This is a genomic window from Nocardiopsis sp. JB363 (genome assembly GCF_900143625.1).
Taxonomy (GTDB): Bacteria; Actinomycetota; Actinomycetes; order Streptosporangiales; family Streptosporangiaceae; genus Nocardiopsis.
This window is the reverse complement of sequence record NZ_FRFF01000030.1, coordinates 20,566-40,703: the sequence shown is the minus strand read 5'-3', so window position 1 is coordinate 40,703 and position 20,138 is coordinate 20,566. Positions and strand designations below refer to the sequence as shown.

General features: G+C 69.1%; 21 protein-coding genes and 1 pseudogene. 14 read left to right on the top strand and 8 right to left on the bottom strand.

The annotated features are described in order from the left end of the window. Both BQ8420_RS05550 and BQ8420_RS05545 read right to left on the bottom strand, forming a co-directional pair. Positions 1–664: YafY family protein (locus BQ8420_RS05550; RefSeq protein ID WP_087096726.1), on the bottom strand; the 664-nt coding region annotated here is incomplete at its 3' end. Between the two features lie 47 nt (positions 665–711). Beyond that, a complete protein-coding gene (locus BQ8420_RS05545) occupies positions 712–1,431 on the bottom strand; it encodes a hypothetical protein (protein WP_143847120.1) in 720 nt (239 codons plus the stop codon). Between the two features lie 59 nt (positions 1,432–1,490). On the opposite strand from BQ8420_RS05545, the gene BQ8420_RS05540 reads away from it, so the two are divergent. Then, positions 1,491–2,033: a CGNR zinc finger domain-containing protein gene (locus BQ8420_RS05540; protein WP_200815812.1), complete on the top strand. Its 543-nt coding sequence runs from the start codon at positions 1,491–1,493 to the stop codon at positions 2,031–2,033. Here the strand turns inward: BQ8420_RS05540 and ddaH are convergent. After that, on the bottom strand, positions 2,030–2,824 hold the full coding sequence (ddaH, locus tag BQ8420_RS05535) for a dimethylargininase (RefSeq protein ID WP_087096724.1): 795 nt from the start codon (positions 2,822–2,824) through the stop codon (positions 2,030–2,032). The genes BQ8420_RS05540 and ddaH overlap by 4 nt on opposite strands. Before the next feature lie 146 nt (positions 2,825–2,970). On the opposite strand from ddaH, the gene BQ8420_RS05530 reads away from it, so the two are divergent. The 6 genes from BQ8420_RS05530 to BQ8420_RS05505 all read left to right on the top strand — a co-directional run bounded on the left by BQ8420_RS05530 (position 2,971) and on the right by BQ8420_RS05505 (position 8,088). Next, positions 2,971–4,089, top strand: coding sequence for an FAD-binding oxidoreductase (locus BQ8420_RS05530; protein ID WP_087096730.1), 1,119 nt, complete (start codon positions 2,971–2,973; stop codon positions 4,087–4,089). Positions 4,090–4,158: 69 nt separating this feature from the next. Then, positions 4,159–4,446 (top strand): YiaA/YiaB family inner membrane protein, encoded by a 288-nt coding sequence (locus tag BQ8420_RS05525; RefSeq protein ID WP_087096723.1) that lies wholly within the window; start codon positions 4,159–4,161, stop codon positions 4,444–4,446. Between the two features lie 125 nt (positions 4,447–4,571). Then, a complete protein-coding gene (locus BQ8420_RS05520) occupies positions 4,572–5,057 on the top strand; it encodes a hypothetical protein (protein WP_087096722.1) in 486 nt (161 codons plus the stop codon). Between the two features lie 236 nt (positions 5,058–5,293). Then, positions 5,294–6,712, top strand: coding sequence for a sugar porter family MFS transporter (locus BQ8420_RS05515; RefSeq protein ID WP_087096721.1), 1,419 nt, complete (start codon positions 5,294–5,296; stop codon positions 6,710–6,712). Between the two features lie 105 nt (positions 6,713–6,817). Further along, complete coding sequence (locus tag BQ8420_RS05510) at positions 6,818–7,684, top strand: helix-turn-helix domain-containing protein (protein WP_235005945.1); 867 nt, start codon at positions 6,818–6,820, stop codon at positions 7,682–7,684. A 5-nt stretch (positions 7,685–7,689) separates the two neighbouring features. Continuing rightward, the gene (locus tag BQ8420_RS05505; RefSeq protein WP_087096720.1) at positions 7,690–8,088 is read left to right on the top strand and encodes a VOC family protein; all 399 of its coding nucleotides are present in this window, start codon (positions 7,690–7,692) and stop codon (positions 8,086–8,088) included. Positions 8,089–8,175: 87 nt separating this feature from the next. On the opposite strand, the gene BQ8420_RS05500 is transcribed toward BQ8420_RS05505, so the two are convergent. Then, the gene (locus tag BQ8420_RS05500; RefSeq protein ID WP_087096719.1) at positions 8,176–8,535 is read right to left on the bottom strand and encodes a MerR family transcriptional regulator; all 360 of its coding nucleotides are present in this window, start codon (positions 8,533–8,535) and stop codon (positions 8,176–8,178) included. A gap of 101 nt (positions 8,536–8,636) precedes the next feature. On the opposite strand from BQ8420_RS05500, the pseudogene BQ8420_RS05495 reads away from it, so the two are divergent. Continuing rightward, positions 8,637–9,376 (top strand): annotated as a pseudogene (locus tag BQ8420_RS05495) (nitroreductase). Between the two features lie 195 nt (positions 9,377–9,571). On the opposite strand, the gene BQ8420_RS05490 reads toward BQ8420_RS05495, so the two are convergent. Continuing rightward, positions 9,572–11,239 carry an ABC-F family ATP-binding cassette domain-containing protein gene (locus BQ8420_RS05490; protein WP_087096718.1) on the bottom strand — a complete coding sequence of 556 codons (1,668 nt, stop codon included), beginning with the start codon at positions 11,237–11,239 and terminating at the stop codon, positions 9,572–9,574. Positions 11,240–11,513: 274 nt separating this feature from the next. After that, on the bottom strand, positions 11,514–11,762 hold the full coding sequence (locus tag BQ8420_RS05485) for an SHOCT domain-containing protein (protein ID WP_087096717.1): 249 nt from the start codon (positions 11,760–11,762) through the stop codon (positions 11,514–11,516). 186 nt (positions 11,763–11,948) lie between these two features. Between BQ8420_RS05485 and pabB the strand changes: the two genes are divergently transcribed. Next, positions 11,949–13,985 carry an aminodeoxychorismate synthase component I gene (gene pabB / locus BQ8420_RS05480; RefSeq protein ID WP_087096716.1) on the top strand — a complete coding sequence of 679 codons (2,037 nt, stop codon included), beginning with the start codon at positions 11,949–11,951 and terminating at the stop codon, positions 13,983–13,985. A gap of 126 nt (positions 13,986–14,111) precedes the next feature. Here pabB and BQ8420_RS05475 read toward each other — a convergent pair whose 3' ends face one another. Next, a complete protein-coding gene (locus BQ8420_RS05475) occupies positions 14,112–15,074 on the bottom strand; it encodes an NADP-dependent oxidoreductase (protein ID WP_087096715.1) in 963 nt (320 codons plus the stop codon). 158 nt (positions 15,075–15,232) lie between these two features. Between BQ8420_RS05475 and BQ8420_RS05470 the strand changes: the two genes are divergently transcribed. Further along, positions 15,233–15,928 (top strand): type 1 glutamine amidotransferase domain-containing protein, encoded by a 696-nt coding sequence (locus tag BQ8420_RS05470; RefSeq protein WP_087096714.1) that lies wholly within the window; start codon positions 15,233–15,235, stop codon positions 15,926–15,928. Between the two features lie 142 nt (positions 15,929–16,070). On the opposite strand, the gene BQ8420_RS05465 is transcribed toward BQ8420_RS05470, so the two are convergent. Beyond that, entirely contained in the window at positions 16,071–17,012 is a 942-nt protein-coding gene (locus BQ8420_RS05465; protein ID WP_087096713.1) for a bacteriocin fulvocin C-related protein, read from the bottom strand. Positions 17,013–17,278: 266 nt separating this feature from the next. Between BQ8420_RS05465 and BQ8420_RS05460 the strand changes: the two genes are divergently transcribed. From BQ8420_RS05460 to BQ8420_RS05445, 4 genes are all read left to right on the top strand, one after another. Further along, positions 17,279–17,692 carry a DUF4440 domain-containing protein gene (locus BQ8420_RS05460; RefSeq protein ID WP_087096712.1) on the top strand — a complete coding sequence of 138 codons (414 nt, stop codon included), beginning with the start codon at positions 17,279–17,281 and terminating at the stop codon, positions 17,690–17,692. A 451-nt stretch (positions 17,693–18,143) separates the two neighbouring features. Next, complete coding sequence (locus BQ8420_RS05455) at positions 18,144–18,350, top strand: hypothetical protein (protein ID WP_087096711.1); 207 nt, start codon at positions 18,144–18,146, stop codon at positions 18,348–18,350. Between the two features lie 76 nt (positions 18,351–18,426). Continuing rightward, on the top strand, positions 18,427–19,122 hold the full coding sequence (locus BQ8420_RS05450) for a metal-dependent transcriptional regulator (protein WP_087096710.1): 696 nt from the start codon (positions 18,427–18,429) through the stop codon (positions 19,120–19,122). A 155-nt stretch (positions 19,123–19,277) separates the two neighbouring features. After that, positions 19,278–20,078 carry a class I SAM-dependent methyltransferase gene (locus tag BQ8420_RS05445; protein ID WP_087096709.1) on the top strand — a complete coding sequence of 267 codons (801 nt, stop codon included), beginning with the start codon at positions 19,278–19,280 and terminating at the stop codon, positions 20,076–20,078. Positions 20,079–20,138 lie beyond the last annotated feature (60 nt).

The following is a 20,138-nucleotide window of genomic DNA, read 5'->3' as shown; positions in this document are numbered from 1 at the left end:
TCGTCGGCAGCGTCTGATGTGTATTAGAGACAGGGCCGGTGGGGGTCAGGGGGCGCATCCGATCGACCCGGAAGGTGCGCCAGTTCTCGCGCGTGATGTCCCAGGCCACCAGGTACCAGCGTCGTCCATGGGAGACCAGACGGTGCGGCTCCACGTTCCGTCGACTCAGGGCGCCTTGGTGGCTCTCGTAGTCGAACCGCAACCGTTCGCTGTCGCGGCAGGTGGCCGCCACCAGGGCCAGGACGTCGGCGTCCACGGTGGGTCCCTCGGAGGGCATCGGCACGGTGAAGGCCCCCAGCGCGTCCACCCGGCGGCGCAGCCGGGAGGGAAGCACCTGCAACAGTTTGGCCAGGGCGCGCACCGAGGTCTCCTCGATCCCCGACAGCCCGCCCTGGGCGGCGGTGCGCAGTCCCACCGTGACCGCGACGGCCTCGTCGTCGTCCAGCAACAGCGGGGGCAGGGAGGCCCCGGCACCGAGTTGGTAGCCGCCACCGGTGCCCATGGCGGCGTGGATGGGGTAGCCCAGTTCGCGCAGGCGGTCCACGTCGCGGCGCACCGTACGTGGACTCACCTCCAGACGTTGGGCCAGGTCGTTGCCGGGCCAGTCCTTGCGGGTCTGGAGCAGGGACAGGAGTCGGAGCAGTCGGGCCGAGGTCGACTTCATGAAACGAGTGTGCCGGCAGTGGCGGTCAGGAACGGTCCTCTACCAACTCAGGAACCGGCGACGCTCGCGAGGTTCGGGCACGCGGTCCAGCAGGATCCGCGCCCCAGCGGAACGAAGGCCACGCACAACGCCAGCGCGGTCGTGAGCCCGTAGAAGGTGTCGGTCTCCTTGAGCGCCCCGGCCCAGATCGTCGCCCAGAGTATCAACAGCAGGGCGCGCCCGGTTCCGAACACCCCCGCACGGTAGGCGGCCAAGGCCAACAGGAGACCGCCCGGATACTGCAACGAAGAAGCGATCACCGGCACCCGCCAAGGCCCGTAGGAGAGGGGTTGGTAGACCGCCAGGACGTGCTCGGTGGCCGCTTCCAGCCCCATGGCGTCGACCAGCTGAAAAGCGGTCTGGTCGACCCCTCCGTAGTACAGGCGCGCTACCAGGCAGATCAGGAGCATGAGGGCACCCGTGATGGCGAGCCGGGGCGAGCGTTCCACGCATTTGTGGGCCAGGGCGACGAAGGCGGGAATCAACAGGAGCGCCCCGGCCATGAACAGGGCCTGGCCGGCCAGAGCCAGACCGGGATTCATGGCGTAGGCGGCCAACTGTTCGGGAGCGGCGAAGGGCGAGGCGTCGAACTCCGCGCGCACTTCGGGCGGGTGATCGGCGGTGTACTGGGCCAGATCACGTAGGACCAGACCGGCCGACGCCGGCCTCGTCGACGGTGCGGGCGACGGCCGCACCGCACCGGCGACGCACCAGAGCGTAACGGTCACCCATGCACAGGACGGCACAAAGTAACTGCCGGCCGCATCATGGGCGTTACCTTGGAGGCATGACCACAGCACCGCACCCGGTGGGTTCCACACGCGCGATGGCCGAACGCACCACCGACCTGCTCAACGCCCTGGCCGAGGAGGACGTGGACGTGCGGCGGATCGCCGCCCTGTTCGCCGAACACGGCGAGACCGACCCGGACCTGACCTCGGAGGACGTCGGTGCCCTGCGCGAGGTCGCCGTCGAACTGCGCCACGTCCTGGCCGCCCCGACCCTGGACCAGGCCGCCCAACGCGTCAACGCCCTCCTCGCCAGGGAGACCCACCCGCTCCGGCTCTCCGACCACGGCGGCACCCACCCCTGGCACCTGCACGTGGACAGTGACGACGAGGCACCCTGGGACGAGTGGTTCGTGGCCTCCACCAGCCTGTTCCTGGTCCGTCTGATCAGCGAACGCCGACGCCGACCCGGCGGGGTGTGCGCCGCGCACGCGTGCGATCGGGTGTTCGTCGACACCGCGCACGGTGGCACACGACGGTTCTGCTCCCGCCGATGCGCCACCCGCGCCCGGGTCGCCGCCCACCGCCGTGACCGCGCCTAGGAGGCACCTTCGGGGCGGTCGGGGACCAGGACGCTCAGGCAGGTCACGCAGCCCTCCAACTTCTCGAACTCGGAGATGTCCACCGGCAGCACCCGCCAATGGTCGGCGGCCAGCAGCCGAACGGTCTCACCTGCGGCGGCGCTGACCAGCACATCCTTCCCACCCAAGGGCACCACGTGGGCTCCTGGTTCCTCGGGGGCGCGGCGGATCGGTGGCAGGCCCGCGGTCTCCACCAGATCGGGCAGTCCCACCAGGGAACCGTCGGGCAGCGCGGTCATCGCGGACTTCAGGTGCAGCACCCGACCCAAGGACACCTGAGACACCTTGCGACCCAAGGGGGCCAGCAGCCGTTCGAGCTGCTCGGCGCCCTCGACATTGGTGCGCCCGCCCACCCCCACGTAGACGGTGGACCCCACCTGTAGGACGTCCCCGCCCTCCAAGGTCGCGGGTTCCTCGATCCGGGCCACCCGCAATCCCAGGGAGCAGGCGGCCTTCTCGGCGCCCTCGACCTCACCACGACGCTCCAGCGCGCCGGGCCGGGTCACCACCGCCAGGTCCTCGCACACCACCAGGGTGTCCTCCACGAACACCGAGTCCGGATGTTCGAGTGTCGTGTCCACCTCGACGACCCGCCAGCCCGCCGAGGCCAGCGTCTCCTGATAGATCGTGTACTGACGCGCGGCCAGCACCGGGTCCACCGCCGAACGGGCGACGTGGGTGACGATCCCGTCTGCCAGTCGCGGTCCGGGACGCCGTGTCAGCGCGACTCCGTGGTAGGTGTATCCGTCCAATTCGACCTCCGGCGAAGGAAATGGGCGAGGGGGCCGGGCTTCCTGGGAGGAGCCGCAGCCTATCGCGCGCCCCTACCCGGATCCGGTGACCGGCACGCGGGTCCAACGACTTGTGCCGGCCCCGGGGCCGGGGCAGGGTGGAGACCATGGACGTGATCGTGGTCGGCGGCGGCATCGTGGGTACCAGTGCGGCGTTCCACCTGACCAAGAAGGGCGTGTCCACGGCACTGGTGGACGCCTCCCATCCGGGGCAGGCCACCGCGGCGGGGACGGGCATCGTCCACCCTTGGCCCTTCCCCTGGGACTCGCCCGCCGATCAGGGGTTCAAGACCGCAGCGGCCGCGCACTACCCACGGTTGATGGCCGAGCTGGTCCAGGACGGCCATGACCCCGGTTTCGAGGTGGTCGGTGGCCTGTCGGTGGACCGAGAGGGCGATGACGCCGGGTTCGAGCTGCTCAGCACCCTCTCGCGGCGCCCGGAGTTCGCCACCATGGGGCGGGTGGAACGTCTGGCTCCGGGGGAGCCACGCGAACGTTTCCCGCTGGTGCCGGCCGAATACGGCGGGGTCCACGTCGAAGGCATGGCCCGGGTGAACGGGCACGCCGCGAGGACGTCCCTGTTCCACGCCGCCGAGGAGCGGGGCCTGCGCTACTACAAGGGCGACGCGCGCCTGCTGTGGAACGGCGAGCGGGTGAGGGGCGTGCGCGTGGGCTCCGAGGAGTTGACGGCGACCACGGTGATCGTCGCGGCCGGGGCCTGGTCGGCGGACCTGTTGGCGGTGGCCGGGGTCGAGGTGGGCGTGCGTCCCGTGCGCGGACAGTCGACGCACTTCGCCCTTCCCGGTCGCACCACCCGCGCCTGGCCGGTGGTGCGGTTCGGAGAACGCGACTACTTCGTGAGCGCCACCGCCTCGGATCGGGTGGTCACCGGCGGCACCTGGGAACCCGAGGCCGGGTTCGACCATCGGGTGACGGCCTCGGGGCTGCTGGGCAATCTGTCCACGGCGCTGGAGGTCCTGCCGGATCTGGCGGAGTCCACTGTGGTCGAGACCCGGGTGGGGTTCCGTCCGGGCACCCATGACGGCGCGCAGCTGTTGGGGCCGACCGAACGGCTGCCCGGGGTGCTGGTGGCCACCGGCCTGGGGTCACAGGGACTCACCTTCGGTCCGTTCCAAGGGACGGTCGCCGCCCGGCTGGCGATGGGGGAGGACCCGGGCCTGGACCTGTCGGCCTTCGTCCCGGACCGGACACAGCAGCCGAGCTGAGTGATCGAGGCCCGGGTTTTGAGTAGGTGTACTCAAGCCCCTCGCCGGGTGTTCGCACACCATGGACACATGAACACACCGATCCCTCAGCCCCGGTCCACCGCACAGTTCTACCTCCAGTCGATCCTGGCCTTCGCGATCTCCACCGTCGGTGTCGGCGCCGGAATCATCTTTCTCCCCGTCGACCTGTGGATGCGGGCCTTCCTGGGCATGAGCGTGCTCTTCGTGATCACCTCCGCGTTCACCCTGGCCAAGTGCGTGCGCGACCGCCAGGACGACGTGCTCGCGGCCGAGCAGGCGCAGCTGTACCAGCAGATGCCGATCTGGCAGGGCGACCCCGCCCAGCAGCGCGGTTGAGAAGCCCGGTCGTGGGCGCCGTGCAAGAGCGCGGCGCCCACACGCGTGTCCGGGAGGACACCGGTAGTGGCCGAACTCGGCCATCGAGAAAGCAGGGAGCGCGGTCCGGCCTAGGGTGATCGCTCATGCGAGACCTTCCCCTTTCGTTCTCCTCGGCCCTGGTCGTGGGGGCCGCCATGGCGTGGTCCCTGCCCCAACAGCACCACTCGGTCGAGGCGGGGGAGGTACCCGCGGTCCCGGACACGGTGCGGCGTCTGGCCTGGTACGGCGTGGTCGATCCCCCTGTGCACGGTGTCCATCCCACCGCTCATGGGGCGGTGATCCACTTCGGGGATCGTCTTCAGGGCCTGGACCCTCGGGGTGGGGTCCCCACCTGGTCCTACGCCTGGCCCGGGCAGGAGTTGGAGGTGGTGGTGCGTTCGGGTGGGCGCATCGTGGACGGGGACGCCGTTCGGATCCTGCCCTGGGACGGGTCGAAGATCGAGCGCGTCGACCGCGGCGAACTGCTCCGCTACGGGGACAAGGGGCCCTTCCGGGTCTTGGCGGTGCCCCGCATGGTCCTGCTGATCAGCGAAGAGGGCGGGCAGCCGGTCGTCAACGGGCTTCTCTGAATCAGTACGCCGTCACCACTTGGAGACACAGCGTATGGGATCACCATTAGGTGAGTTAAGACGCCCCTCTGCGTAGTTATGGCAAGGATGCGTAGTAAGGTCCCCGCAGTCTGCTGAAGGCCAAACATCGGAGCGTGTTCGGCCACGTCAGCGTTGCGCTCTCGCATGTCCCGATCCCGTTGGGCAACGTGGTGTCCAACGGGCTCTCAGGCGTGCCCAGGGGAAGGAGCTCCAAAGTGAGCCATGCCAGCACGGGCGGGGTCGGCCACCAGGACGGTGGCGCCAACCTCGCCCACGTGACCATGATCGCGGCGGCCGCCGCGATGGGCGGTTTCCTGTTCGGTTACGACAGCGCCGTCATCAACGGCGCCGTCGACGCCATCCAGGACCGTTTCCAGGTGGGTCCGGGGGTCCTGGGGTTCACCATCGCCTCCGCGTTGTTGGGGTGTGTGGTGGGTGCCGCCGTCGCCGGCAACGTCGCCGACCGCCTCGGCCGTATCCGCGTCATGCAGATCGCCGGTGTCCTCTTCGCGATCAGCGCCATCGGTTCGGCGCTGCCCTTCAGCGTGTGGGACCTGACCGCGTGGCGGATCGTGGGCGGTGTGGCCATCGGCATGGCCTCGGTGATCGCGCCCACCTACATCGCCGAGGTCTCTCCGGCGGCCTACCGTGGACGTCTGGCCTCCCTGCAGCAGCTCGCCATCGTGCTGGGCATCGCCTCCTCCCAGCTGATCAACTACGCCATCGCCGCCGGGGCGGGCGGCAGCGCCCACAACCCGATCGGCCCGATCCAGGCCTGGCAGTGGATGCTGGCCGTGGAGGTACTGCCCGCCCTGATCTATCTGGGGTTGAGCCTGGTCATCCCCGAATCGCCCAGATACCTGGTGCGGGTCGGCAAGACCGACCAGGCTCGCAAGATCCTGGCCGAGGTCGAGGGTGGTGCTCGTGTCGACCAGCGCATCACCGAGATCCGCGAGGCGCTGGGATCGGAGGTGCGGCCCAAACTGCGCGACCTGACCGGACGCTACGGCCTGTTGCCCATCGTGTGGATCGGTATGGCCGTCTCCGCCTTCCAACAGCTGGTGGGCATCAACGTCATCTTCTACTACTCCAGCTCGCTGTGGCAGTCGGTGGGCGTGGCCGAGTCCGACTCCCTTCTGCTGAGCCTGTTCACCTCGATCGTCAACATCGTGGGCACCGTGATCGCGATCATGCTGGTGGACAAGATCGGCCGTAAACCCTTGCTGCTGGTGGGTTCGGCGGGCATGACCATCGCGCTGGCCAGCGCGGCCTTCGCCTTCAGCAACGCCCGGGTGGAGGGCGACGAGGTCACCCTCGCCTTCGAGTGGGCGGCGATGGCACTGGTCGCGGCGAGCTCGTTCGTGCTCTTCTTCGCCCTGTCCTGGGGTGTGGTGGTGTGGGTGCTGCTGGGGGAGATGTTCCCGCTGCGCATCCGTGCGGCCGCCATGGGCGTGGCCACCGCCACCCAGTGGCTGGCCAACTGGCTCGTCACCGTCAGCTTCCCATCGCTACGCGACTGGAACCTGTCGGGGGCGTACCTGATGTACGCGGGGTTCGCACTGGTCTCGTTCTTCCTGGTGCTCAAATTCGTTAAAGAGACCAAGGGAAAAACTCTGGAGGAGATGCAGGGCTGACCCGCGCGGCCTGGTCTGAGATGCGCGATTCGGGGGTGACCGGCGACCGGTCACCCCCGAATCGTTGCTCGAAACAGCGGGCCCCGGACTGTTAGCGTGGGTGTCGTGGGCAGCACAGAACGGCCTGTGGCCTGGGACTTCGCCATGGCCGCGCCGCACAGCGCTCCGGGGGTCGCCTCGATGGTCGGCTACCGAGGGCTCGACGTGCCCGACGCGGTCCACCTCGGTCTTCCCTCGGCGTCGCTGACGTTCATACTGAGCCTGGACGAGGGCGTGGAGGCCGCGGACACCCTGGACGCTTTGTCCGCTGCCCGACCCAACCCGGTGATCCTCGGCGGACTGCACGTGGCGGCCAGCCGTGTTCGACAGCGTCCAGGCCAAGCCGGAGTCCAGCTCGCGGTGCACCCGTTGGCCTGCCGGGCACTGTTCGGTGTCCCCAGCGCGTGGCTGGACGTGAGCGACTTCGACGGGGCGGAGTTCCTCGGCCCTCAAGGGGCCCGGGTCCTGGACCGGCTGTCACGGAGCCGAGGCTGGGACGAGGCTTTCTCACTGGTGCGCCACCACCTGGTTCGGCGCTACCGCGACCTGGAGGCGTCCGCTCCACCCGCCGCACTCGTGCATGCCTGGACGTTGTTGGAACAGTCCCGAGGACGTCTCCCGATCGGGGCGCTCGCCCCCCAGGTCGGGGTCAGCGCACGCCACCTGGGCTCCCTCTTCCACAACGAGTGCGGACGTTCACCGAAGACGGTGGCCAGACTGATGCGCTTCGAACACGCCCGGGCCAGGATCACCGAAGGCATCAGAAAAAACGGACGGGCCGGGTTCGCGCAGGTGGCCGCCCAGGCTGGATTCAGCGACCAGGCCCACCTGAACAGGGAGTTCGTACGCTTCACCGGGTTGTCCCCGGGCGCCTGGTCGGCCGGGGAGTTCCGAAACATCCAAGACGGAGCCCACACGCCTGGAGCAGAGTGAGTGCCATGAACGACACCAATCCCACCGTCTGGGTGACCCTGCAGGCCACCGACGCACCGAAACTGATCGATTTCTACGTCGAGACCTTCGGTCTCGTCGTCGCCGCACGGTACGGCGAAGGCGAGACCGTCCACCACGCACAGCTCAACTGGCCCGAGGGCAGGGGCGGCCTGATGCTGGGCAGCCACCGGCCGGGCAGTGAGTACACACGCGAGCCCGGGACCATGGGCGCCTACGTCGTCACCACCGACCCCGACGCCCTGTACGCACGGGTGACCGCACGGGGCGCCGAGGTGGTGCGGCCGTTGGCCGAGACCGATTACGGGTCCCGCGAGTTCACGGTCAGCGACCCGGAGGGCAACCTGTGGTCCTTCGGCACCTACCCGGGAGAACCCGCGCCCTGAGCCGAGTCCGCACGGTGTGTTCCGATGCCATGGCTTCCGGGGAGGGGAGAGCACCAGATCCTGTCGGGGCTCCCCTCCCCTCGGTGTTCAGACGCCGCGCATGGCTTCCCGGGTGGCCTCGACCATGCTGTTCAGGGTCTGGCGTGTGCGGGCGAGAGCGTCGGCCTGGGCGTCGATGCGGTCGAGTTCGGCGGTGAGTCGGCGCAGTACCTGGGGCGGGCAGCTCCGCCCGGAGGGCACGATGTGGGGCAGCAGTTCGGCGATGGTCTTGCTGTTCATGCCGACGGCGAAGAGCTGGCGGATCAGCAGTACACGGTCCACGGCCGCCTCGTCGTAGTGACGCTGTTCGCTCGCGCTGCGCCGACTGGAGAGCATGCCCTGCTTCTCGTAGTAGCGCAGGGAGCGCACGCTGGCTCCGGTCCTCTCGGCCAGCTCTCCGATCCGCACGAGCGGCCTCCATCCCGATTTGCCCCTGACACCGGTGTCAGGTCCTAGTGTAGCCGCGCACCCACCACGAACCACTTGGCTCGGCGTTGCGTGGTGGGTGCGTGAGACGACCCCGCTTGAGAGGAACCGTTGTGCCCGACAGTCCCCGCTCCTTCACCGACATCGTGCGCTCACGGCGCTCGGTCCGGGGTTTCCTCCCCGACCCGGTGCCGGCGGCCGATATCCGTGCGGTGCTCCAAGACGCCCAAAGGGCCCCTCCAACTGCAACACCCAGCCCTGGCAGGTGCACATCGTCTCCGGGGAGCGCCGCCAGGCCCTGAGCGCCGAACTACTGGAAGCCGATCGGGCCGGTCGTACCTCTCCCGACTTCAGCTTCGACTACGCCGACTTCGGCGATGGTTCTTATCTCCAGCGCGCCCGGGAGCAGGGCGCGGCCTACTACGGGTCCCTGAGAGTGGAGCGTTCCGACACCGAAGGGCGCCGCGAAGCCTCGTTGCGCAACCTGGAGTTCTTCGGCGCTCCTCACGTGGCGCTGTTGTTCCTGCCACAGTTCGGTGATGGGGTGCGTGTGGCCTCTGACGTGGGCATGTACGCACAGACCTTCCTGCTCGCGTTGGAGGCGCGTGGACTGGCGGGTATCCCGCAGACGATGCTGGGCTTTTACGCCGACACCGTGCGCGATTCCCTGGGCGTCAAGGAGGAGATGAAACTGCTGTTCGGTATCTCCTTCGGATCGGCCGACCCGAAGGGGCCCTCCAGCGAATACCGGATGGGTCGGGTGCCGCTGGCCGAGAGCGTCGTGGCGCACGACACCCCCGGCATCCTCGAACAGGCCCGATAGGAAAGACGAGGAGGCCTTCGCCGCACCGAAGCGGCGAAGGCCTCCTTCCTCGTGCGCTCTCAGAAAGTGCGCTCGGACACCTGCACCCGGATGCCGATGTCCAACATGGTCCGCCCCTCCAACAGCCCCTCGGGTAGGGGGCCGTAGGCGGTCAGCGGGATGCTGAGCAGGGTGCGTGAGCGCGGGTCCGGGGGGTCAGCCCCGTTCGCTCTTCCTGCCCTCCAACAGGTCATGGACCTGCTCGGCGGTGGTCTCGCGCAGTTCCTCGTCCAGGAACAACCAGCGGGTGATTCCGACCGCATCCAGGAACGGCAGGTCGTGCGAGGCCACCAACAGAGCACCCTCGTAGGCGGACAGGGCACCGGTCAGCTGCCGAACACTGGACACGTCCAGGTTGTTGGTGGGCTCGTCCAACATCAACAGCTGCGGGGCCGGGGCGGCCAACATGGTCATGGCCAGGCTCGCCCGGAAGCGCTCCCCACCCGAGAGCGTGCCGGCCGGCTGCGCGGCACGCGCCCCCCGGAAGAGGAACTTGGCCAACTGGGCGCGCACGTGCTGTCGGGACACACCCGGTGCGGCGTCGGCGACGTTGTCGGCCACCGACCGTTCCTCGTCCAGCAGATCCAGGCGCTGGGGCAGGAACCGCAGCGGCACCAGCACCTTCGCCTCGCCCTCGACCGGTTCGAGTTCCCCGGCCAGGGTGCGCAACAACGAGGTCTTGCCCGCACCGTTGCGGCCCACCAGGGCGATCCGCTCGGGGCCGCTCACCAGCAGGTTCGCTCCGCTCAACCGGCCGTGGCGGGGGCGCAGTCCGCTGACCCGGGCCACGTCTCGCCCGTTGGGCACGGCGGTGTGCGGCAGCTCCACCTTGATCTCGGCGTCATCGCGTACCGCGTCGGCGGCCTCCTCTTTGCGTTCGCGCGCCTCGTGGAGCCGGTCCTCGTGCAATCCCTTGAGTTTTCCCGCCGATTCCTGAGCGGACCGCTTCAGTGCGCCTTGGACGATCTTGGGGATTCCCTTCTCCGCGGCGGCCTTCTTCGCGGTGCGTTGACGTCGGGCCAGCTTGATCTGGGTCTGGGCCAGTTCCTTCTTCTGTTTGCGCACGTCGGACTCGGCGGCGCGCAGGGTCCGTTCGGCGGCCTCCTGCTGGATGCCCAGAGCTTCCTGGTAGGCCGACCAGCCGCCGCCGTACCAGGTGATCTCGCCCTTGCGCAGTTCGGCGGTGCGGTCCACGCGGTCCAGTAGATCCAGGTCGTGGCTGACCACGATCAGGGTGCCCGAGCGCCAGGAGTCCACGGCCTCGTACAGGCGTCGGCGGGCGAACAGGTCGAGGTTGTTGGTGGGCTCGTCCAGCAGCAGCACGTCGGGGCGCTGCATGAGCAGTGCGGCCAGACGCAGCAGGACGGTCTCCCCACCGGAGAGTTCGCCCACGGTGCGGTCCAGGCCGATACCGTCCAGCCCCAGCGTTCCCAGGGTCGCCAGTGCGCGTTCCTCCACGTCCCAGTCGTCGCCGATGACCTCGAAGTTGATCTCGGAGGCGTCACCGGACTCGATGGCTTGGAGGGCGGTGCGTTTGTCGGCGATGCCCAGGGCGTGATCGACGGTCGGTTCGGTGTCGAGCGTGATGTTCTGCGGTAGGTAGGCCAAGCGTCCGTGGACGGTCACCGAACCACGGGCCGGGCGCAGCTGCCCGGCCAGGAGCTTGAGCAGGGTGGACTTGCCCGAACCGTTGGCGCCGACCAGGCCGATGCGTCCTCGGCCCGTGGACAGGGACAGCCCGTCGAAGACGGTCGTGCCCTCCGGCCAGCCGAAGGTCAGATCGGAGCAGGCCACCGAGACGTCGGAGGTGACGGGTTGAGACATGGTGTTTTCTCGCAGTCGGAAGCGTTGTGGAAAAGGGCTTCGTATGCGAGCACCACGCGGCCTACGGCCGGGCAGAAGGTGAAAGTGGTCCTGTGGAGCAGGGGACGGCACATGCACCGAGGTTGCAACCACGCCAAGAGTGCGGCCAAGGGCCGTACCGCGTGATGATCGCGAACCTCAGATGCGCAACGTCCACCTCATTCGTCGACGACAGGACGGTTGTACCCTACCCACCCTCCGGCGAGTGTCAATCGTTTTCGCGGTGGGTCGGTCCTCATCGCTCCAGGTCGATCTTGCGCTGCAAGAACTCCTCCCGGTCGATCTCGCCTCTGGCGTAGCGCAACCGTAGTTCCCGTTCGGCGCCGTCCAAGGGTGGTGGCGCGGGCGGGCCCGGACGCGCCTGTGCGGCCCGCCGGGTGCGCTGTTGTTCAGTGCCCCGCCCGACCTCTCCGATGGTGAGCACGAAGAAGAATGCCAGCGGCAGGACGATCAGGATCATGATCATCGCGGTGAAGACGGCCATATGCCACTCCCTTGTCCGCACGAGGGACGACGCCCCTCATCCTCTTCCTTCTGTCTACCCCGGCCAAGGCCGACGCACCAGGGGTCGGTCCGGATCTGTGGACAACCGGCGCGCACGGGTGGACACGGGCCGCCGTAACCTGGAATGTCGCAACCTGGCCGTGCCGGCCGAGAACGAAAGGGCGGGATGCGCGTCCTCCTCGTGGATAACCATGACTCCTACACCTTCAACGTCTTCCAGCTCCTGGCCCGTGTTCTGGGCGAGGAGCCGTTGGTGTTGACCAACGACGATCCCGCCTGGGCGGATTTCGACCCGGACTCGGTGGACGCGGTGGTCGTCTCACCCGGCCCCGGGCGCCCCCAGACCTCCCGTGACCTGGGACGGGTCCCCGAACTGCTGACACGTACCCATCTACCGGTGTTGGGGGTGTGTCTGGGGCACCAGGCCATCGCCCACCTGGCGGGGGCTTCGGTGGTCTCGGCCCCCCAACCCCGTCACGGTCACCTCAGTCGGGTCCGGCACACCGGCGACCGGCTCTTCGCCGGCATCCCGCAGGACTTCACCGCGGTGCGCTACCACTCCTTGGTCGTGCCCGAGCCCCTGCCGAACACGTTGAGGGTCACCGCCCGGGCCGAGGACGGCGTGGTCATGGGGTTGGAACACCGCGAACTGCCGCGGTGGGGGGTGCAGTTCCACCCCGAGTCGGTGGCCGGTGAACACGGCGCGGAGCTGATGGCCAACTTCCTGGACCTGGCCCGCCCGCACCTGCGTCCGCACACACGCCTGCGCGCCCCTGTCGCACCGCGAGCGGAGCCCGCACGCGGAGCGCGAGGGCCGACGCCGGTCCCCGAACCCGTGGTGGCCGAACTCGACCACGCGGTCGACACCGAGCACGCCTTCGCCCACCTGTACGCCGACGCCGAGTACGCGTTCTGGTTGGACAGCTCCCGACCCGAGGGTCCGGCCCGGTTCTCCTTCCTGGGCGCGGCCCAGGGCCCCACCGCCGAGGTGCTCACCTACGACGTGGGCCAGGAGGGTGTACGGGTACGCGACGCCGCAGGGGTGCGCACCGAGCCGGGCACCGTGTTCGACGCCTTGGAGCGACGCACCGGCGCCGCCCCGTTCCCGCACGGGCTTCCCTTCGATTTCACCGGCGGCTACGTGGGCTACCTGGGCTACGAACTCAAGGCCGACACCGGGGGAGAGCGCGTGCGCACCTCCACCACCCCGGACGCGGTGTGGATGCGCTGCGATCGTTTCGTGGCCGTCGACCACCATCGAGGACGCAGCTACGTGGTGTGCGCCGACGGGGCACCCGACGCCCGTTCCTGGGTGGAGGAGACCCGCGCGGCGCTGTTCGACCTTCCCCACCTGACCGAACCCGCCCCGGCCGCCGCCCCCGTGGACCTGCCCGCGCTGTTGGAACGCCCTCGCGCCGGATACGTCGACGACGTCAAGACGTGCCTGGCCCACCTCACCCAGGGCGAGAGCTACGAGATCTGCCTGACCAACCGGGTCCGCCTGCCCGACCAGGGTGAGGACCTGGACTTCTACCGAAGACTCCGCGCGGCCAACCCCGCCCCCTACGCGGCGTTCCTGCGTCTGGGGGAGGTGACCGTGCTCAGCGCCTCACCCGAGCGTTTCCTGCGCGTGGACCCCGAACGCGTGGCCGAGAGCCGACCCATCAAGGGCACCGCGCCGCGCCACGAGGACCCGGTCCTCGACGCGCGCGAGGCCGAGGAGCTGCGCACCGGAACCAAGACCCGGGCCGAGAACCTCATGATCGTGGACCTGCTCCGCAACGACCTGGGGCGGGTGTGCGAGGTGGGTTCGGTGCGGGTGCCGGCCTTCATGTACACCGAGTCCCACGCCAGTGTGCACCAGCTCGTCTCCACGATCCGAGGTCGGTTGCGCCCCGAGGTGTCGACGATGGCGGCGGTGCGCGCGTGCTTCCCCGGTGGTTCGATGACCGGTGCGCCCAAGCTGCGCACCATGGAGATCATCGACCGGTTGGAGTCCTCGGCGCGCGGGGTGTACTCGGGGGCGCTCGGGTACGTGTCGCACTCCGGCGAGGCGGACCTGAGCATCGTCATCCGCACGGCCGTACGCGCCGGCGGGGAGCTGACCATCGGGGCGGGCGGGGCCATCGTCTTGGACTCGGACCCCGAGGAGGAGTACGAGGAGATGCTCTTGAAGGCCCGTGTCCCCGCCCGGGGTCGCTGAGATCGCACGGCCCCGACCGCGGGTCGTGCCCACCGCCCCGGTCACGGCCACGACCACTTCCCCACGCGAGGAAGGTCCGGAAGTGTCCGGGAAAGGAACCGGCCTGTTCCCGGGGCGATGGGGCGATCAGGTGTTCTCGGCGACCAGGACGATCTTGCCGGTGGTGTGCCCCTTCTCGCCCAAGGCGTGCGCCTTGGCCGCCTGGTCCATCGGGAAGGTCGCCTCCACGTGGGCGCGCAGGGCACCCCGCTCCACCAGTTCGGCGATGGAGCGCATCCCCTCGTGGTCGGCCTCCACCAGGAGCGTCTCCGCCCGCACACCCAGTTTCTCGACCTTGGCCGCCTCGTCGGGGTCCTGGCCGGGCAGGAGCGAGACCAGGACACCGCCCGGGCGCAACAGGTTCAGGGAACGGGCCCGGGTATCGCCCGACACCGGGTCCAGGACCACGTCCACCTCCTCGACCACCTGGGCGAAGTCGACGTCGCGGTAGTCGACCACCTCGTCCGCGCCCAGTTGACGCAGGAAATCGTGTTTGGGCGCGCTCGCGGTACCGATGACGTGGGCGCCGTGCGCCTTGGCGATCTGTACACCCAGGTGACCGACCCCACCGGCGGCCGCGTGCACCAGCACCCGCTGCCCAGAACTCACGCGGGCGGTGTCGACCAGGGCCTGATGAGCGGTCAGGGCGGCCAACGGCAGCGCCCCGGCCTGGACGTGGTCGACCTCGGAGGGTTTGTGGGTGAAGGCACGCGCCGGGCCCAGCGCGAACTCGGCGTGCGAACCCACCCCGTGCGGATAGGGCAGCATGCCCAAGACCTCCTCACCGGGCTTGAACAAGGTGACGCCGTAGCCCACCTGTTCGACCACACCGGAGACGTCCCAACCCAGGACCAGGGGGAGCCGGTTCAAGAACACGCCCTGGGCGCGATGCTTCCAGTCGGTGGGGTTGACCCCGGCGGCACGGACCGCGACCAGGATCTGCCCGGGACCGGGTTCGGGCCGGGGCACCCTGGTCCACTCCAAGACCTCGGGGCCGCCGTAGGTGCTCTGTCTGTTGGCGAACATGGTCGCCGTGGTGTCGTCGCTCATGTTTCCAGACTGCCCGAACACACCCCGGCGAACACCATGCCCTTACTCACCGGCGATCCCATTGGTCATCGGTGGGTCCGCACCACTACCTTCGAGAGCCTGCGGCACAACCGCCGAGGCGACACACCAGACCACACGTTCGGAAGAGTGCGAGCACCATGTCCAAGATCCTGTTCGTCATGACCGGCGTCGACCACTGGACCCTGGCCGACGGGACCCGACACCCCACCGGTTTCTGGGCCGAGGAGGCCGTGGCCCCCTACGAGATCCTCACCGAGGCCGGACACCAGGTCGTCGTGGCCACCCCCGGAGGGGTCGAACCCACCGTCGACGAGGCCAGCCTGGCCCCGGACGCCAACGGCGGACCCGAGGGCGCCGAGCGCGTCTCCTCCGCCCTGGCCTCCATGTCCGAGTTGGGCTCACCGATCCGGTTGGAGGAGGTCGACCTGGACGACTACGACGCCGTCTTCTACCCGGGCGGGCACGGGCCCATGGAGGACCTGGCGGTCAGCTCGGTCTCCGGCGACCTGCTCACCGCCGCCCTGGACGCGGGCAAACCACTGGGTGTGGTCTGTCACGCGCCGGCCGCGTTCCTGGCCGCCGAACGCTCCGACGGCACCAACACCTTCGCCGGATATCGGGCGGCGGCCTTCACCAACGCCGAGGAGACCCAGACCGGACTCGCGGACAAGGCCCGATGGCTGCTGCACGACCGCCTCGCCGAGGCCGGCGTCCACCTCGTCGAAGGTGAACCGTGGGCGCCCAACGTCGTGGTCGACCGCACCCTGATCACCGGGCAGAACCCGGCCTCCTCGGCGCCCCTCGCCGAGAAGCTGCTCCAACGCCTGGGCTGAAGGACCCGCTCGCACCCAAGGCGTGCGGGAAGAAGGGAATGCCCTGGCGCACCCGCGCGCCCGGTGGCCAGGGCATCGGCCCGACCTCTCCGCCCACGAAGCGCCGATCGACGTGGGCGGAGGGGCCCGGCCAGGGGAAGGGTCAGGGATGGGCCCGCGTGGTGGCCCGAGAGGTACTGCGATCGTGCGTGGACACCCAGGCCACCCCGCAGGTGAAGGGCATCTCCACACACCCTTTGGACAGGCAGGGCGCCCAGGAACGGCGGCGCCGTGGGGCCAAGGGCTGGGAGGCCGCACATTCGGGTTCGATCTCGGCCGGGCCCAGGGTCGCCAGCATCGCGTGCGCCCGATAGTGCCCGAAGGCGGCCACCGCACGGTCGCGCAACCGTTGTTCCAGGGCCGGGCCCAGCCCGTCACGGAAGACCTGTTCCTCGGAGAAGGTCACCATCGCCAGGTCCAGGGCGGCACGCTGGTCCCGGGTCAGGTCCGGGTTGGCCAGGTCGAAACGGCGCAGGTGTTCGGCCCACAGGTCACGACGCTGTTCGGGGGAGAGCTCGGCGAAGATCAACCTGCGTCGCACCAGGGGGTGCGCGGCGAACTCGTCGAAGTCGGTGGGAAGACGCGAGCGGTTCTCCTCCACCCACTCGCGGGCCAGAGCCTGGTCCGAGCGGGCCAGGTCCGGAGTGCGCCGGGCCAGGGTCAGATCCCACACCGCGCGCAGGCCGGAGATCACCAGCCCCCACCGGTGATGGTCCCCTCGGGGGGCCTGCCGGCTGCGGCCGAGTTCGCCCAGGACCTCCACGACTCGCAGGCTGGCCCGTACTCCCAGGCCGCGTACCAGCGGCGCGATCATCGCCGCCCCGCGCCAACAGTGCACCCGCCGCCCGTACCTGCGGATCAGTGTCGGCACCCACGGGGCCGTCGGTCCCCACTGCCGGGCCCGCCAGGCCCGCACGTCACCGTGGGTGAGCGGCAGGGTCTCCAACCTGCCCGCGGAGGCCCTCGCCACCGCGGTGGAGATACTCGCGCACCGCTCACACGAGGAATCGAACGCCAACACGTACCGAACCCGAACGTTGTCCATCTGCTCCCTTCCTAGCACCACCCCACAGTCTTGTGGCCCAAGAGAGTGCTTGGTGCGGGTTTTCGGAACTTGAGTTCGTCAATTGACAACGCCTCAAGAGCAAAACGGCGCGAACTCGGACCAATTCGCGCCCGTTCTATTGTTCGGCGAACGATTCTTCGAGTTCCGGTCAGCCCTTGGAGTCCCGACCGGCACAGCGCGAAACCCGGTGGCGCCGGGACACGAGCCGGGGCAGGCTGTTTCCACCCGAACTCGAAGGGGCCACGATGGACCTAGGAATCAGCGAAGTGGACGAGGCCATGGCGGCCGAACGCGCCCTGCTCTCACCCCGGGTGCGCACCTCACCGGAACTGTCACGGGAGTTGTTGGACCCCGGGTTCGTCGAGGTGGGCCAGTCGGGACGAAGGTGGGATCGGGAGTCCATGCTCACGGAACTGCCCTCGATGACCCCCACCGCCCCGATCGAGGCGTTGGACATGCGAGGGGAACTGATCGCCCCGGGCGTGGTCCACCTGACCTACACCACCGGATCCGGGGGAGCGCGCGCCCTGCGCGGCTCACTATGGCGACGCGACGACCATGGGAAGTGGCGCCTGTATTACCACCAGGGCACTCCGGCCCCCTTGAGCACGTCGACGGACACCGGTTCTCCTCCTTCCCGGGAATCCCGGTTGCGGTGAGGCCGAAATCACCGTGAAAAAGCAGTTCCGAGCCCTTTTCGAACCCGGATTCCCCGACCCGAACGTCCGACCGCGGGTACTCTGAAAATGGAGCGACGACCAAGGGAACAAGGGTCGGATCAGCGCGACGGGAATCCCCGACACACGCAGCGACCCGACCGATCCCACACCCGTCCCACACACCTCGATATCGGCCCGCTCCCTTTCGGGCCCCGGACCGAGTCGGCGTGCTCCAACAGACTTCGCGCGGCCGCTGTCAGCCGCACCCCGCACCCCTGGGGTTTTCGACGGATCACGTCCGGTTCAACGGCGAACCGGCGGATCCGCGGTGCTACCGCCCCGGGGGGGGGTGAGGCGCACCGCCTCCGTGGCGGCGGTGACTCGACCGGCTCGCGAAGGCCCCGGGCGGTAAGGCCCGGACGGAGAAGACCGAACACGACGAGGTGCTCGATTGACCACTGTCTGCCCGCACTGCGGTTGGCCCGGCGCCCAGCCCTTCCAAGTACTCTCCCGGCACCGCACCGGAGCCGGCCTGACCGTGTGGTCCCGCTGTGCCTGCGGGTCGACCCAGGTTCGCGAGATCGGCGTGGCCGGCACCCGGATCCTCACCCGGGGACGCCCCGCGCACACCCCGCAGAACCCGTCCCGCGCCGCCTGACCGGCGCGCCGGCGTCGTCCACGGGCGCCGGCGCGGGGATCGTGGCGCCGAAGCCGTCCACGGTACGGTTACGGGCATGGGGCACACACCGGCACGGCCGTCCACATCGGCCGAGGACTACGTGAAGGTCATCTACGACCTCCAGGAACGCGGCACCGGACCGGTGACCATCTCCGGAATGGCCGAGCGGTTGACGGTGTCCAACTCCTCCGTGTCGGGGATGCTGCGCAAGCTCAACGAGCTCGGGTTCGTCGAACATCAGCGCTACGGCAACGTGAGCCTGACCGAGACCGGGACCAAGGCCGCCCTGGCGGTACTGCGCCGGCACCGGCTGTTGGAGACCTATCTGGTGGCCGAGCTGGGCTATTCCTGGGACGAGGTGCACGACGAGGCCGAGATCCTCGAACACGTGGTCTCGGATAAATTCGTCGACCGCATCGCCTCCCACCTGGGAGATCCGGTGGTGGACCCGCACGGCGACCCCATCCCCACCCGCGAGGGCAACATCGTCCAGCTTGAGTCGGTACTGCTGTCGGAGGCCGAGGCCGGCACCCACGGGGCGGTCGTGCGGGTCAACGACATCGACCCCGAACTGCTGCGCTACCTGGCCGACATCGACATCGGCATCGGCATGCGGGTCACCGTGGTGGAACGTCTGCCCTTCGCCGGGGCGATCCAGATCTCGGTGCGTCCGGAGAAGGGCGGCGAGGAACGCGAACAGGCCTTGGGCCTGCTCGCGGCCGAGGCCCTGTGGATCAGCCCCGAGGACTGAGTCCCGACGATCCGGCCGCGACATCGTGCCGATACCGTCCATCGATCCTCGACGCCACCGTGCGACCGCCCTCGACGACACTCCACGGGGCCGAGGTCCCGATCGGTGGGCGACCGCCAGGGTAGGACCCCTCCCGAACGAGTGGAGGGAAGGACATGAGCGGTGAGGCACGCGGGGTCCGGCTGGGCACGGTCGAGAAGACACTGCTGTGGACCGTCTACATCAAGGTCTTGGACTTTCGGAATGATCCACCGTTACTGGGCGACGCCTGGGCGGTGGACACCCTCGACCGGTTGAAGTTCGATCGGCGCGTGCTGCGGGGTGTGGGCGGGGACCGCAATCTCGTTCTCCTGCGGGCCCGGCGCATCGACGACTGGGCGCGCCGGTGGATCGCCGAGAACCCCGCGGGCACGGTGCTGCACCTGGCCTGTGGTCTGGACTCACGCGCCCTCCGCCTGGGGAGACCACGGGAGGGCCGTTGGTTCGACCTGGACCTGCCCAACGTGGTCGAACTCCGCCAGGGCCTGCTGCCCGAACCCGAGGGCTACCGCCTGCTGGCCGGGTCGGTCACCGAACCGGACTGGCTGGGTGAAATCCCCTCCGACGCCCCCGTGCTGATCATCGCCGAGGGGCTGATCGAGTACCTGTCACCGGATCGGACACGACTGTTGCTGGACCGGCTGGTGGAGCGCTTCCCCCAGGGCGGCGAGATCGTCTTCGACACGGTCCCCGGATGGGTGAGCGTGGCGGCTCGTGCCCATGGCGTGCCCATGTTCGGTATGGACGACCCCCGCACGCCTGAAAGATGGAACCCCAAGCTGCGCCTGGTACAGGAACGTCCGCTCATGGCCGAATACGCCGACGTCCCCGAGTGGGGCTACCGGACCATGTATCGGGCGTTCAACACCTGGGAGCCGACCCGTTCGTCGATGCGGGTGTCCCGGTACAGGTTCTGAACGGTCGACCGCGCCCGGGAATCGGCTCGTGAGCCCTTGGCCGAGACCGTCGGAGAGCGC

Coding starts and splice junctions, on each gene's coding strand:
- BQ8420_RS05450 (WP_087096710.1), top strand. CDS start 18,427: ATGGGGCACACACCGGCACGGCCGTCCACATCGGCCGAGGACTACGTG.
- pabB (WP_087096716.1), top strand. CDS start 11,949: ATGCGCGTCCTCCTCGTGGATAACCATGACTCCTACACCTTCAACGTC.
- BQ8420_RS05520 (WP_087096722.1), top strand. CDS start 4,572: ATGCGAGACCTTCCCCTTTCGTTCTCCTCGGCCCTGGTCGTGGGGGCC.
- BQ8420_RS05460 (WP_087096712.1), top strand. CDS start 17,279: ATGGACCTAGGAATCAGCGAAGTGGACGAGGCCATGGCGGCCGAACGC.
- BQ8420_RS05525 (WP_087096723.1), top strand. CDS start 4,159: ATGAACACACCGATCCCTCAGCCCCGGTCCACCGCACAGTTCTACCTC.
- BQ8420_RS05475 (WP_087096715.1), bottom strand. CDS start 15,074: ATGAGCGACGACACCACGGCGACCATGTTCGCCAACAGACAGAGCACC.
- BQ8420_RS05445 (WP_087096709.1), top strand. CDS start 19,278: ATGAGCGGTGAGGCACGCGGGGTCCGGCTGGGCACGGTCGAGAAGACA.
- BQ8420_RS05485 (WP_087096717.1), bottom strand. CDS start 11,762: ATGGCCGTCTTCACCGCGATGATCATGATCCTGATCGTCCTGCCGCTG.
- BQ8420_RS05530 (WP_087096730.1), top strand. CDS start 2,971: ATGGACGTGATCGTGGTCGGCGGCGGCATCGTGGGTACCAGTGCGGCG.
- BQ8420_RS05490 (WP_087096718.1), bottom strand. CDS start 11,239: ATGTCTCAACCCGTCACCTCCGACGTCTCGGTGGCCTGCTCCGATCTG.
- BQ8420_RS05540 (WP_200815812.1), top strand. CDS start 1,491: ATGACCACAGCACCGCACCCGGTGGGTTCCACACGCGCGATGGCCGAA.
- BQ8420_RS05505 (WP_087096720.1), top strand. CDS start 7,690: ATGAACGACACCAATCCCACCGTCTGGGTGACCCTGCAGGCCACCGAC.
- BQ8420_RS05470 (WP_087096714.1), top strand. CDS start 15,233: ATGTCCAAGATCCTGTTCGTCATGACCGGCGTCGACCACTGGACCCTG.
- BQ8420_RS05465 (WP_087096713.1), bottom strand. CDS start 17,012: ATGGACAACGTTCGGGTTCGGTACGTGTTGGCGTTCGATTCCTCGTGT.